This window comes from Photobacterium sp. WH77 (assembly GCF_022014395.1).
In the GTDB taxonomy this organism is placed as follows: domain Bacteria; phylum Pseudomonadota; class Gammaproteobacteria; order Enterobacterales; family Vibrionaceae; genus Photobacterium; species Photobacterium arenosum.
Window position 1 is genome coordinate 96,922 of the sequence record NZ_JAKLTE010000005.1, and the last position, 14,398, is coordinate 111,319.

The window sequence follows — 14,398 nt, forward strand, 5'->3', positions numbered from 1 at the left end:
CAATGATTTTTTGGTTAGCAGACTTATTAGAGTCGACTTTTCCTTTTTTCCGTCTGTTTGAATACTTGACGTTTCGCGCCATTATCAGCGTGTTGACAGCTTTGTTTATTTCATTATGGATGGGGCCTCGCCTGATTGCCCGTTTGCAGATGATGCAGATTGGCCAAGTGGTGCGCCATGACGGACCCGAGTCTCATTTCAGTAAGCGTGGCACGCCGACCATGGGCGGTGTCATGATTCTGGCGGCGATCACCATCACAGTACTGCTGTGGTCTGATATCAGCAACCCTTATGTCTGGGCTGTGCTGACCGTTATGCTCGGCTACGGTATCGTCGGCTTTATTGATGATTACCGCAAAGTGGTTCGTAAGAATACCGATGGTTTGATCGCCCGCTGGAAATATTTCTGGCAGTCGGTGATTGCCTTGGTTGTTGCCTTTGCCCTGTATGCCTACGGGAAAGACACGGCAGCGACCCAGCTGGTGGTGCCTTTCTTTAAAGATGTCATGCCCCAGCTTGGCGCGCTGTACATAGTGCTCACTTATTTTGTCATTGTCGGCACCAGTAACGCGGTGAACCTGACTGACGGCCTTGACGGTCTGGCCATTATGCCAACTGTGATGGTGGCGGCCGGTATGGCCTTTATTGCCTGGGCGACCGGTAATGTGAACTTTGCCAGCTACCTCAATATTCCGTATATCAGTAACGCCAGTGAACTGGTGGTGGTGTGTGCGGCCATAGTTGGTGCCGGTCTGGGCTTTTTGTGGTTTAACACCTATCCGGCACAGGTCTTCATGGGCGATGTCGGCTCGCTGGCGCTGGGTGGCGCTCTGGGGACGATTGCGGTACTGGTTCGTCAGGAGCTGTTGCTGGTGATCATGGGCGGTGTTTTTGTCATGGAAACTGTGTCTGTGATCCTGCAGGTGGGCTCTTACAAGCTGCGAGGCCAGCGAATCTTCCGTATGGCGCCGATTCATCATCACTATGAGCTGAAAGGTTGGCCCGAGCCACGTGTGATAGTGCGCTTTTGGATCATCACCCTGATGCTGGTGCTGTTTGCGCTGGCAACACTGAAGGTGCGCTAAATGAATCACTTGGCACAGGCAGGTAACGTTGTGGTCGTGGGTCTGGGTGTAACCGGACTGTCGGTGGTGAACTACCTGACAAGGCAGCCGTCACCGCCGGCAATTCAGGTGATTGATACCCGGGCCCATCCCCCGGGAGAGGATCAATTGCCAGACGGTGTCAGCCTGAGTGCCGGTCAGTGGCAGATGGACTGGCTGCTGGCGGCGGATCTGATCGTCGCTAATCCGGGGGTCGCCCTGAGTACGCCTGAGTTGCAAACCGCCATCGCGGCCGGCATTCCTGTGATTGGTGATATTGAATTGTTTGCCCTGGCAGCCGATAAGCCGGTGCTGGCGATTACCGGTTCAAACGGTAAAAGCACAGTCACCAGCCTGGTCGGTGCCATGGCCGCTGAAGCGGGTATCAAAGCGGGAGTAGGCGGCAACATCGGCCTGGCTGCCCTGGATATGTTAGAACAAGGTAATGAACTGTATGTGCTGGAGCTGTCGAGTTTTCAGCTCGAAACCACAGCTTCGCTCGAACTGGCTGCAGCGGCCTACCTGAACCTGTCTGAAGATCATATGGACAGGTACGACAGCCTTGCCGACTATGGTCAGGCCAAGCAACGTATTTACCGTCATGCCCGGCTGGCCATTAGCAATCGTGACGATGCGGCGACATTGCCGGATGGCTCATGGCAAGGTATGCGAACCAGTTTTGGCTTTGATGGGCAAGACTACGGACTGATTCAGCACCAGGGTGAAGAGTACCTGGCGGTGCATGGCATGCCTGTGATGCCAAGCCGGGACATTGCCCTGGTCGGCCGCCATAATGTGGCTAACAGCCTGGCAGCGCTGGCGCTGGCAGACGCGGCGGGTATTGACCGTGACGCTGCCTGCCGGACACTGCGCCGTTATACTGGTTTGCCGCACCGTTGTCAGCGTGTGGTACAGGCGCACGGTGTTGACTGGGTCAATGACTCGAAAGCCACCAATCTCGCCAGTACGCTGGCTGCGCTGAATGGTCTGTCCATTCCGGGCAAATTGCATTTACTGGTGGGCGGTGACAGCAAGGGGGCGGACTTTACGCCGCTCAAACCTGTGCTGGAGACCCTCAACGTTCAGCTGTACTGTTTTGGCCGTGACGGTCACCGGTTCCTGACCTTGTCACATGCCCCGGTCGTGGTGGAAACCTTAGATCAGGCGATGGCACTGGCAGCGTCGGAAGCGAGATCCGGAGACATGATATTACTGTCTCCGGCCTGTGCCAGCCTGGACCAGTATTCTAATTTTATGGCACGTGGCGACGCTTTTGCTGAGCTGGCTCACAGCCTGAAAGATCAGGTGCAGGGAGTGCAGGCATGCTGAAAGGGGTAAAAGATACCCTGTTTGAAATCAGCCAGTGGTTTAGCCGGCCAGCCCCGCCTTGTCAGTATGACAGGCAACTGGTGTGGATCAGTCTGTCCCTGATGGTGACCGGTCTGGTTGTGGTCAGCTCCGCCTCTGTGCCTGTGGCCACACGCCTGACAGACATGCCGTTTTATTTTGCGCTGCGCCATGCCTTTTTTCTGTTCTGTGCCCTGATTATTGCCGCTTTCATGGTCCAGGTGCCGCTGGAGCGCTGGCGTCAGCTGAGTGTGCCTATGTTGCTGGTATCGCTGGCCTTGCTGGTGATCGTGCTGGTTGTTGGCCGTTCGGTTAACGGTGCGGTTCGTTGGATTCCGCTGGGGATCTTTAACCTGCAGCCAGCGGAAGTGGCTAAACTCTCGCTCTTTGTGTTTCTGTCCGGGTATCTGGTGCGCCAGTATCATCAGGTCAGACAAAGTTTTTACGGCTTTATCAAACCGCTGGCCGTGCTGGCGCTCATGGCTATTTTACTGCTGCAACAGCCGGATCTGGGTTCCTTTGTCGTGATGTTTGTCACTACAGTCGGCATGCTGTTTATTGCCGGGGCTAAGTTGTGGCAGTTCCTGGCCATGCTCTCGATGGCGTTACTGGGCATAGTAATGCTGATTGTGTTCGAGCCTTACCGCATGCGCCGGATCACCGCTTTTTTGGATCCCTGGGAAGATCCCTTTGGCAGTGGTTACCAGCTGACACAATCTTTGATGGCATTCGGTCGGGGTGACTGGATGGGACAAGGCCTGGGCAATTCCATTCAGAAACTGGAATATTTACCCGAAGCTCATACTGATTTCGTGTTCGCTGTACTGGCCGAAGAGCTGGGGCTGCTGGGGGTAACTCTGGTGCTTTTGCTTATCTTTACCTTGGTGTTCAAAGCATTGTTCATCGGAAAGAAAAGTCTGGAGTCTGGCCAGTTGTTCGGCGGTTTTCTGGCATTCGGCATCGGGTTCTGGTTTGCTTTCCAGACCTTGGTCAATGTCGGGGCGGCGGCCGGTATAGTACCGACCAAAGGGTTAACTCTGCCTTTGATCAGTTACGGCGGATCGAGCTTGTTCATTATGTCGACGGCCGTGGCCATTTTGCTGCGCATTGATCATGAACAACGGCATCAGGCTCGTTTCGGATCAGCGCAATCAAGTGATGAAAATGACAATGAAGAAAAATAAGCGTTTGCTGGTGATGGCTGGCGGCACGGGCGGCCATGTATTTCCTGCGTTAGCCGTGGCCCGTAAGCTGCAGCAGCAAGGCTGGGAAATTCGCTGGCTGGGTACGGCAGATCGCATGGAAGCCGACCTGGTGCCTAAACACGGGATTGAAATAGACTTTATTAAAGTGAAAGGATTACGCGGCCAGGGGATCAAAAAACTGCTGGCGGCGCCTTTTCAGATTGTGGGCGCGATATTGCAGGCCCGCCGCTATATCCAAGCCTGGCAACCGGATGCGGTGCTTGGCATGGGCGGTTATGTCAGCGGTCCGGGTGGCGTAGCAGCCTGGATCAGCTGTATTCCGGTAATTCTTCACGAGCAAAACGCGGTTGCGGGCCTGACAAACCGCTGGTTATCGCGCATTGCGGCCAGCGTGTTACAGGCTTTCCCCGGCGCGTTTCCAGGCAAACCTGTGGTTGGCAATCCGGTTCGCCGCGATGTGACTGAGCTGGCAGCGCCAGCGCAGCGACTGGCTGAGCGAGAGGGTCCGGTACGGATCCTGGTAATGGGTGGCAGCCAGGGCGCACGAATACTGAACCAGACTGTACCGGCCGCCGCTGCGCAGCTGGGCGGAGATGTCGACATCTGGCATCAGGCAGGTAAAGGAAATCAGGCCAGCACTGAGCAGCTATACAACAAGTGTGGTGTGCAGGGATATAACGTCACTGAATTTATTGATGATGTTGCGGCGGCTTATGACTGGGCCGACCTGGTGGTTTGCCGATCTGGGGCGCTGACCGTCTCTGAGTTGTCGGCGGCTGGCGTCGGAGCGATATTCGTGCCTTTCATGCATAAAGACCGCCAGCAGGCCCTGAATGCGGATCATCTGGTGGAGTGCGGCGCCGCACACATGATAGAGCAGCCGGATCTGACAGCCGATCGTCTGGCACAGCTAATTACAACCTTAGATCGCCCGGCTTTGCTGAGCATGGCCGAGGCGGCGAGACAGGCTGCGATCCTTGATGCGGATGTCCGAGTGGCTGATGTGATTAAGGCGCAGGCTAAGTAAAGAAGAGAACAGAGTGATGAGTAAACTGGATAACCAGCAAATAGCCAAAATCAGAACCATGGTGCCAGAGATGCGCCGCGTTGAGCGTATTCACTTTGTTGGTATCGGCGGGGCCGGAATGAGTGGCATCGCCGAAGTATTATTGAATGAAGGCTACCGTATCAGTGGTTCGGACATTACCCCAAACTCAGTCACTGAGCGTCTTGGCGAGCGTGGTGCAGAGCTGTTTTTTGGTCACGCGAGTACGAATGTTGAAGGGGCCAGCGTGGTGGTGGCCTCGACCGCAATATCGGCGGAAAACCCCGAGCTGAAAGCGGCTCGTGAGTTACGTATTCCCGTGGTCCGCCGTGCGGAAATGCTGGCCGAGCTGATGCGCTATCGCCATGGCATTGCGATTGCCGGTACGCACGGTAAGACAACCACAACAGCACTAACTACACAGATTTATTCCGAAGCCGGACTGGATCCGACCTTTGTTAATGGCGGCCTGGTGAAGAGTGCCGGTACCAATGCACGCCTGGGTTGCAGCCGCTATCTGATCGCTGAAGCCGATGAGAGTGATGCCTCTTTTATCCACCTGCAGCCCATGGTGTGTGTGGTTACTAACATTGAAGCTGACCATATGGAAACTTATGGCGGTAACTTTGAAAACCTGAAGCAAACCTTTATTGATTTCCTTCATAACCTGCCGTTTTACGGGCTGGCCGTGATGTGTATTGATGATCCTGTGGTACGGGAATTGCTGCCACGTGTGGGGCGTCAGGTCATTACCTACGGTTTTGCCGAGGATGCCGATGTCCGGTTGGTGAATTATCGTCAGCAGGGCCAGCAAGGACATTTCTCGATTCTGCGAAAAGGGAAACCGGAGCTGTCAGTCACACTCAATATTCCGGGACAGCACAATGCCCTCAATGCCGCCGCGGCCGTTGCTGTGGCGACGGAAGAAGGCGTAGAGGATGACGCTATCCTGCGCGCGCTGGTTGAATTTGAAGGAACCGGCCGCCGTTTTGATCACCTGGGTGAATTTGACAGCGGCAACGGCAACGTGATGCTGGTGGATGACTATGGTCATCACCCGAGTGAAGTGGATGTCACCATTAAAGCCGCTCGTGCTGGCTGGCCGGGTAAACGTCTGGTGATGGTATTCCAGCCTCACCGTTATACCCGCACCCGCGACCTGTATGATGATTTTGCCAATGTGCTGGAGCAAGTGGATGTACTGCTGATGCTGGATGTGTACAGCGCAGGTGAAGTCGCGATCCCCGGTGCTGACGGACGTTCACTGTGCCGTACCATTCGCGGACGGGGTAAGCTCGATCCGATTTTTGTGCCCAGCACAGCGGCATTACCGGGAGCTTTGGCCAATGTTATTCAAGAGAATGACCTTGTTCTGACGCAAGGTGCTGGTGACGTTGGTAAAATTGCCCGACAGCTGGCCGCGATGGCGCTCAGCGTGCATGAAATGAAGAAATAATATGCCGGTGTGGCATTTAAACGCTAAAATCTGGATTATTTTGTGTCACTTTCTTGCACTTCTTCGCTAAGCTTGAAGAGAAAGCCAGAATAATCCTGCTTTTGCATGCACTTTGATGTCTAAGCACAGGAAATTGCGAACAATGGTTGGAGAGCATCGAGTTGGTCGGTATAATCGGCCAGCTTTGTTGTTATATCCTGATTCTGGTGAAATTTTGTGGCTGATAAGTCATCACTTGTCTTGTCTGGTCCATAAAATAACGGCAGACTGACATGATTCAGGAAATAAAGTGTTAAACCATGACAGAAACAGCCTTGAAACAGAGTAACTTGATTGGCAGTACTTTGTCCCAGTGGCGGGGTTTAAGCTTTCTGGTGCTGGTCATAACCGCTATGGCTTGGTTGTTTGTCGCGGTAGTGCACTGGATGACAGATGCCAACCGATTGCCGTTATCCCAATTGATTATTCAGGGTGAGCTGCATCATCTGACCACAGATCAGGTCAGACAGGGCATTCTTGAAATGGGCTCACTGGGCAGTTTTATGCTTCAGGATGTGGACGAGCTTCAGCATGCTCTGGAGTCTTTACCCTGGGTTGCTCAGGCATCGGTACGAAAGCAATGGCCGGATACCGTAAAAGTGTATCTGGTTGAGCATCAACCAGCTGCTGTCTGGAATGACAAGTATCTGGTTAACCTGCAAGGGCAGGTGTTTCATGCCCCGTCTTCCGATGTGTCGGGCGAGCCTATGGTAACGCTGGAAGGACCGGATGGCAGCAGTGAGGAAATGCTCAAAACCTGGCGTGAAATGCAACCCGAGTTGCAGCGCGGCGGTTTAGAAATTGTCAGGCTGTCGTTAAATGAGCGGCGGTCATGGCGAATCTGGCTAAGCAATGGAATCCGGCTGGAGTTGGGTCGGGAAGCCAGAATTGAGCGTATCAAACGGTTTTTATGGTTATACCCGGATCTGGAACAGCAGGGTAAAGCCGTTGATTATGTTGACCTCCGCTACGACACAGGTGTTGCTGTTGGATGGCAACAGAATAATGAATAAGTGGTTCAGGAAAAGAGCGTGCGCTAATGACGAAGGCTACAGATAAAAAACTCATTGTTGGCCTTGATATCGGTACTTCCAAAGTATGCGCTTTGGTCGGCGAAGCATTACCTGACGGCCAGGTGAATGTCATTGGTGTGGGCAGCAGTCCGTCTAAAGGCATGGACAAAGGCGGCGTCAATGATCTGGAATCTGTCGTCAAATCTGTGCAAAGGGCGGTTGACCAGGCAGAATTAATGGCCGACTGCCAAATTGCCTCTGTTTATTTGTCGCTGTCTGGTAAACATATTCGTTGCCAGACCGAAAAAGGCATGGTGCCGATTTCTGATAAAGAAGTGACTCAGGATGACGTGGATAACGTCATTCATACTGCCAAATCGGTGAAAATCAGCGATGAGCATCGCACTCTGCATGTGATTCCGCAAGAGTTCGCCATTGACTACCAGGAAGGTATCAAGAACCCTGTGGGTTTGTCCGGCGTCCGGATGGAGGCCAGCGTTCATATGATCACTTGCCATAATGATATGGCACGTAACATAGTGAAAGCCGTAGAGCGTTGCGGCCTGAAAGTGGATCAACTGATCTTCTCCGGGCTGGCTGCCAGTTATGCTGTACTGACGGCAGATGAGCGTGAACTGGGTGTGTGCGTGATAGATATTGGTGGTGGCACCATGGACATGGCTGTCTGGACAGGTGGTGCATTGCGGCATGCGGAAGTGATTCCTTACGCAGGCAATGTGGTCACCAGCGATATCGCTTATGCCTTTGGCACACCGCCAGGTGATGCTGAGGAAATCAAAGTGAAGTACGGTTGTGCACTGAGCGAGCTGGTCAGTAAAGATGCCAAAGTCGACGTACCGAGTGTGGGAGGTCGGCCATCGCGCAGCCTGCAAAGCCAGACATTGGCCGAAGTCATTGAACCGAGATACAGCGAGTTGCTGGGTCTGGTTAATCAAAAGTTGGTGGAAATACAAGAACAATTGCGTAATACGGGTGTTAAACACCAGCTGGCCGCTGGGATAGTGTTAACCGGTGGAGCCTCACAGATGGAAGGGCTGGTCGAATGTGCTGAGCGGGTATTCCGTAATCAGGTACGTTTAGGCCGACCGCTGGCATTGAGTGGTTTAACGGACTATGTCCAGGCCCCGCATTACGCGACAGCAGTAGGCTTACTGCATTACGGAAAGGACAGTCAGACATTTGAAGATGGTGAACTTGAACCAAAACGGTCAGTTGCAGGTCTGTTCACTAAAATTAGTGGTTGGCTAAGAAAAGAATTTTAAACCTGATGCGAACAGGAAGAACGGAGAGAACACATGTTTGAACCGATGATGGAATTGTCTGATGAAGCGGTAATTAAGGTCATTGGCGTTGGCGGTGGTGGTGGTAACGCTGTCGATCACATGGTTCGTGAATCGATCGAAGGCGTACACTTTATCAGTGTTAACACTGATGCGCAGGCTTTGCGTAAGAGTAACGTCGGCACAGTGATCCAGATTGGTGGTGATATCACCAAAGGTTTGGGCGCAGGCGCTAACCCTCAGGTTGGTCGTGATTCAGCCCTGGAAGATCGTGAAGCGATCAGGGAAGCATTAGAAGGTTCTGATATGGTCTTCATCGCTGCAGGCATGGGGGGCGGCACAGGTACAGGTGCGGCGCCTATCATTGCTGAAGTAGCGAAAGAGCTGGGAATTCTAACGGTTGCTGTTGTCACTAAGCCATTCAGCTTTGAGGGCAAAAAACGTTTGGCGTTTGCGGAACAGGGCATTGAAGAGCTGTCCAAACACGTTGATTCGTTGATTACGATTCCAAACGAGAAGCTGCTGAAAGTGCTGGGGCGTGGTATCACGCTGTTAGACGCTTTTGCAAAAGCAAACGACGTACTGAAAAACGCCGTTCAGGGTATTGCTGAGCTGATTACCCGCCCGGGTATGATCAATGTCGACTTTGCAGACGTACGTACTGTGATGTCCGAAATGGGTCATGCCATGATGGGTAGCGGTGTTGCGACAGGTGAAGACCGAGCGGAAGAAGCAGCAGAAATGGCGATTTCCAGCCCGCTGCTGGAAGACATCGATCTGGCTGGTGCCCGTGGTGTTCTGGTGAACATTACTGCCGGTCTGGATATGCGTCTGGACGAGTTTGAAACTGTCGGCAATACAGTGAAAGCTTTTGCTTCTGATAACGCAACTGTGGTGATCGGTACGTCTCTGGATCCGGATATGACCGATGAGCTGCGTGTGACAGTTGTGGCAACCGGTATTGGTAAAGAGTCTCGTCCGGATATTACTCTGGTCACCAGCTCAGCCAAGCCTGCAGCACAGGAAAAGCCTGTGATCCAGGAGAAGGAAGAACCGATCGCAGCTAAAACGCCGGCACAACCCGCTGTTGCTGAGAAAAGTGTTCAGTCAGGGTCAGCCGCTACGGCCGCTAAGCCTAAACAGCAAGCCGATCATGACTATCTGGATATCCCAGCATTTTTGCGCAAGCAGGCAGACTAAGTTTAAAAAATTTGGGTTAGGTCACGTTTGGTGGTAATATGAGCGCCTGGCCGCCCTCAAGTTTGCAGATTGGTGGCCGATAAATAGTCATCAGTCAGTTGAGACGAGTAAGCAGATGATCAGACAACGTACACTAAAAAGCATCGTTAAAACGATTGGAGTGGGTTTGCATTCCGGACGTAAAGTGACGCTTATTCTGCGGCCTGCTGCCGCAAATACTGGTGTAATCTATCGTCGTACGGATCTAAATCCGCCGGTGGATTTCCCGGCTAATGCAGATTCTGTGCGAGATACTATGTTGTGCACCGCGCTGGTGAATGATCAGGGCGTACGCATCTCAACTGTCGAGCACCTGAATGCTGCCCTTGCTGGTATGGGTATTGATAACGTTATTGTGGAAGTGGACGCACCGGAAATTCCTATTATGGACGGTAGCGCCAGCCCCTTTATTTATCTGTTGCAATCTGCCGGCATTGAAACGCTGAATGCGCCTAAGCGTTTTCTGCGTTTGAAAAAAACTGTTCGCGTTGAAGATGGCGATAAATGGGCGGAGCTGCGACCGTATAACGGTTTCCGTCTGGATTTCGCGATTGAATTTAATCATCCGGCGATTGATTCCGAGCAGCAGCGTCTGGTACTGGATTTTTCCAGCCAGTCGTTTGTGAAAGATATCAGCCGTGCCCGTACTTTCGGTTTTATGCGTGATATTGAGTATCTGCAGTCTCAGAACCTGTGTTTGGGTGGCAGCTTCGATAATGCTATCGTGCTTGATGATTATCGCATTTTGAACGATGAAGGTCTGCGTTTCGACAATGAGTTGGTGACGCACAAAGTACTCGACGCTATCGGCGACCTGTATATGTGTGGTCACAACATTATTGGTGAAATGGTGGCTTATAAATCCGGTCATGCCCTGAACAACATGCTACTGCGCGCTGTACTTGCTGATCAGGAAGCCTTTGAATGGTCGACATTCCAGGACGAAGCCGAAGTACCGGTAACCTTTGCCCAGCCTGGCATGGTACTGGCGTAAAGCTAAGCAATTAAAGGAAAAACGTCAGACTCTGTCTGGCGTTTTTTTTCACCTGTAGTGTCGGTTACTGGTTGTTTTGTTTGGCGAGAGCAGCCAGTCGCTCCAGACGGGCTTTGACTTTGGCTGGGGCATCCTGAGCGGTTTCCATCAGAGACTGCGCAGCTTTTTGTGAAATGGGCTTACGTTTCAGCACAGAGGTGCTGTTGGTTTTCACTGTCGTTGCCGCCAGAGCCGGATTGACACTGACCCTGATATCCTGAAGCTGAGGCAGCATATGCTCACGGAGCCGTTGTATCAACTGGTTCCGTTCATAATTCAGCCGCATTGACCAGGCCGCCGATGCGACTTCAATCACTAATATTCCTTGCCGGTAGTTGCTGACACGGCAGAGTTGCGCGCAATTGAGATGCTGCTGTACCTGCACATTGAGCTTATGCAATGCCATGGCTCTTTGCTGGATATTGCCCAATGCCGTTTCATCATCCAGCAGGCTGGCTGTTGTTTGTGGGCGGTGATCTCTCATTTTGACGCCGTAAAAATGAATTTAATGAATGTAAAGAACGCACCGAACGGAGTGAGATCTAAATTTTACTATCTGATCACTAAGTTATCGCCTTAATGATAGGCGGACCAGAGAATATTTTTTATCATAACAAATTAAGGGAGCGGCCTGCGCTTTTTCTGGCGTTGAGGTGCATGGTTCCAATTCGTAAAGCATGATATTGTGCCTTGATTGCCCTTGAAATTTAGCAAGGGAAACACAATATCTCCATCACAGACATTTGTTTTCAACCCAGCTTGAAGTTAACGAATAGTATTGGGAAGGGCGGAGCATGGAAGGGCTTCGTTTTGATTGCAATTTATTGAGTACTCAGCCTGCGCTTGTGCTGGGATCTGACATCACAAAGAGTAAAACGGCATAGCCATGTTATCAAAACTACTGACTAAAGTTATCGGCAGCCGCAACGACCGTACCATTCGACGTTTGCGTAAAATTGTTGATGAGATCAACAAGCTAGAACCACAATTTGAAAGCCTGCAGGATGAAGAGCTGAAGGCTAAGACGGCAGAGTTCCGTCAGCGTCTGGAACAGGGAGAATCGCTGGATCAGCTGCTGCCTGAAGCCTTCGCAACCGTACGCGAAGCCTCTAAGCGTGTGTTCGGTATGCGTCATTTTGATGTGCAGCTTATCGGCGGCATGGTGCTCAATGACTGCCAAATTGCAGAAATGCGCACTGGTGAAGGTAAAACACTGACAGCCACCCTGCCGGCTTATCTCAACGCACTGACGGGCAAAGGCGTTCACATTGTGACAGTGAATGATTACCTGGCCAGCCGTGACGCAGAAACCAATCGGGCACTGTTTGAATTCCTGGGAATGACAGTGGGCGTGAACCTGTCTCAGATGCCGCCACCGGTGAAAAAAGAAGCCTATGCGTGCGATATATTGTACGGCACCAACAACGAGTTTGGCTTCGATTACTTGCGTGACAACATGGCTTTCCGACCGGAAGACCGAGTGCAGCGTGAACGTTTTTTTGCGGTTGTGGATGAAGTGGACTCCATCCTCATCGATGAAGCCCGTACCCCTCTGATTATTTCCGGCCCTGCTGAAGACAGCTCTGAGCTCTATACCCAGATCAACACACTGATCCCTGAGCTTGTCAAAGAGGACAAGGAAGACAGCGAAGAATATCGTGGTGAAGGCCACTACACGGTTGATGAGAAATCAAAGCAGGTTCACCTGACAGAAAATGGTCAGGAGTTTGTCGAAGAATTGCTGAAGCAACGCGAGTTGATGCAAGAAGACGACACCTTATACTCACCTGCCAATATTTCTCTGCTGCACCATGTGAATGCTGCACTGCGTGCGCATGTGTTGTTTGAGCGTGATGTTGACTATATCGTCAAAGATAACGAAGTCATCATTGTTGACGAACACACGGGTCGTACCATGCCGGGCCGTCGCTGGTCTGAAGGTCTGCATCAGGCGGTTGAAGCCAAAGAAGGCGTTAAAATCCAGAATGAAAACCAGACGCTGGCCTCTATCACTTTCCAGAACTATTTCCGCCTGTATGAAAAACTGTCTGGTATGACGGGGACAGCGGATACCGAAGCCTTCGAATTCCAAAGCATTTATGGCCTGGAAACTGTGGTTGTGCCAACTAATAAGCCTATGATCCGTGATGATATGGGTGATTTGGTTTACATGACCGAAAGAGAAAAATTCGTCGCTATCACCGAAGATATTCATGCCCGTGTTGCCAATGGTCAGCCAGTGCTGGTGGGTACGGTCTCGATTGAAAAGTCTGAGCTGCTTTCCAGCCAGCTGAAAAAAGCCGGTATAGCGCATCAGGTTCTGAATGCCAAATTCCACGAAAAAGAAGCGGATATCGTTGCTCAGGCAGGTAAACCTGGCTCGGTGACTATCGCGACCAATATGGCTGGTCGAGGTACCGATATCGTATTGGGTGGCAGTTGGCAGAGTGAAGTCGAAGCCCTGAAAGAGCCGACTGAGGAGCAAATTGCTGCTGTTAAGACGGCATGGAAAGAGCGTCATGCTGCGGTGCTTAACTCGGGTGGCCTGCATATCATAGGCACTGAACGCCATGAATCGCGCCGGATCGACAACCAGCTGCGTGGCCGTGCCGGTCGTCAGGGGGATGCCGGTTCTTCACGTTTCTACCTGTCGATGGAAGATGGCCTGATGCGTATTTTCGCCTCAGACCGGGTGTCCGCGATGATGAAAAAGCTGGGCATGGAAGAAGGTGAAGCTATCGAACACCCATGGGTGACGAAAGCCATCGAGAATGCGCAGCGCAAAGTTGAAGGCCGTAACTTCGATATCCGCAAACAGTTGCTGGAATTTGATGATGTGGCGAACGACCAGCGTAAAGTGGTGTACGAACTGCGTGATGAACTGATGCACGCCGATGATATCAGTGAAATGATTTCGCATAATCGCGAAGATGTGCTGAACAGCGTGATAGATACCTATATTCCACCGCAGTCACTGGATGAAATGTGGGATATCCCTGGCCTGCAAGAGCGCCTGAAAGCAGACTTTGACCTGGATTTACCGGTTCAGCAGTGGCTGGACAGCGATGATAAGTTGTATGAGGAAGCATTACGCGAGCGCATTGTTGCTGAAGCTGTCAGTGTGTACAGCAGCAAAGAAGAAGCTGTTGGCGCCCCAGTGCTGCGTAACTTTGAGAAAACCGTGATGCTGCAGAATCTGGATACACTCTGGAAAGAGCATCTGGCGGCTATGGATCATCTGCGTCAGGGGATTCATCTGCGCGGTTACGCTCAGAAGAACCCGAAACAGGAATATAAGCGTGAGTCTTTCGAACTGTTCCAGGGCATGCTTGAAAACCTGAAAACCGACGTCGTGGCTATCCTGAGCAAGGTACGGGTGCAGCAGCAGGATGAAGTGGAACGTGTCGAAGCGGAACGCCAGCGCATGGCCGAAGAAATGGCCCGTCGCCAGCAATTCAACCATCAGGAAGCAGCCAGTGCCGTGGCCGAAACCAGTCAGGGCGGGGAAGATTCCCCGGCCGGTGAGCGTAAGGTTGGCCGCAACGAGCCGTGTCCTTGCGGTTCTGGCAAGAAATACAAACAATGCCATGGCCGAATTAGCTGATTTGGGAAGGTAA

11 protein-coding genes are annotated in these 14,398 nt (G+C 52.0%); 10 read left to right on the forward strand and 1 reads right to left on the reverse strand.

The annotated features are described in order from the left end of the window. Positions 1–2 precede the first annotated feature (2 nt). The 9 genes from mraY to lpxC all read left to right on the forward strand — a co-directional run bounded on the left by mraY (position 3) and on the right by lpxC (position 10,742). A complete protein-coding gene (gene mraY / locus L6J37_RS06930) occupies positions 3–1,085 on the forward strand; it encodes a phospho-N-acetylmuramoyl-pentapeptide-transferase (RefSeq protein ID WP_027253679.1) in 1,083 nt (360 codons plus the stop codon). Further along, a complete protein-coding gene (murD, locus tag L6J37_RS06935; RefSeq protein WP_237794634.1) occupies positions 1,086–2,432 on the forward strand; it encodes a UDP-N-acetylmuramoyl-L-alanine--D-glutamate ligase in 1,347 nt (448 codons plus the stop codon). After that, a complete protein-coding gene (gene ftsW / locus L6J37_RS06940; protein WP_192015820.1) occupies positions 2,426–3,634 on the forward strand; it encodes a cell division protein FtsW in 1,209 nt (402 codons plus the stop codon). The genes murD and ftsW overlap by 7 nt, the downstream gene beginning before the upstream one ends. After that, positions 3,621–4,682 (forward strand): undecaprenyldiphospho-muramoylpentapeptide beta-N-acetylglucosaminyltransferase, encoded by a 1,062-nt coding sequence (gene murG, locus L6J37_RS06945; RefSeq protein WP_237794636.1) that lies wholly within the window; start codon positions 3,621–3,623, stop codon positions 4,680–4,682. Before ftsW ends, murG begins: the two co-directional genes overlap by 14 nt. 16 nt (positions 4,683–4,698) lie before the next feature. After that, positions 4,699–6,156 carry a UDP-N-acetylmuramate--L-alanine ligase gene (gene murC, locus L6J37_RS06950; RefSeq protein WP_237794637.1) on the forward strand — a complete coding sequence of 486 codons (1,458 nt, stop codon included), beginning with the start codon at positions 4,699–4,701 and terminating at the stop codon, positions 6,154–6,156. Between the two features lie 299 nt (positions 6,157–6,455). Then, the gene (locus tag L6J37_RS06955) at positions 6,456–7,208 is read left to right on the forward strand and encodes a cell division protein FtsQ/DivIB (protein WP_218384327.1); all 753 of its coding nucleotides are present in this window, start codon (positions 6,456–6,458) and stop codon (positions 7,206–7,208) included. A gap of 26 nt (positions 7,209–7,234) precedes the next feature. Beyond that, positions 7,235–8,491, forward strand: coding sequence for a cell division protein FtsA (gene ftsA / locus L6J37_RS06960; protein WP_027253673.1), 1,257 nt, complete (start codon positions 7,235–7,237; stop codon positions 8,489–8,491). 33 nt (positions 8,492–8,524) lie between these two features. Beyond that, positions 8,525–9,709, forward strand: a complete 1,185-nt coding sequence (ftsZ, locus tag L6J37_RS06965) for a cell division protein FtsZ (RefSeq protein ID WP_027253672.1) — start codon at positions 8,525–8,527, stop codon at positions 9,707–9,709. A 115-nt stretch (positions 9,710–9,824) separates the two neighbouring features. Then, positions 9,825–10,742, forward strand: a complete 918-nt coding sequence (lpxC, locus tag L6J37_RS06970; protein ID WP_192015816.1) for a UDP-3-O-acyl-N-acetylglucosamine deacetylase — start codon at positions 9,825–9,827, stop codon at positions 10,740–10,742. Between the two features lie 64 nt (positions 10,743–10,806). Here lpxC and L6J37_RS06975 read toward each other — a convergent pair whose 3' ends face one another. Continuing rightward, on the reverse strand, positions 10,807–11,265 hold the full coding sequence (locus L6J37_RS06975) for a DUF721 domain-containing protein (protein ID WP_237794638.1): 459 nt from the start codon (positions 11,263–11,265) through the stop codon (positions 10,807–10,809). A 402-nt stretch (positions 11,266–11,667) separates the two neighbouring features. Between L6J37_RS06975 and secA the strand changes: the two genes are divergently transcribed. Further along, entirely contained in the window at positions 11,668–14,385 is a 2,718-nt protein-coding gene (gene secA, locus L6J37_RS06980; protein ID WP_192015814.1) for a preprotein translocase subunit SecA, read from the forward strand. Positions 14,386–14,398: the final 13 nt, after the last annotated feature.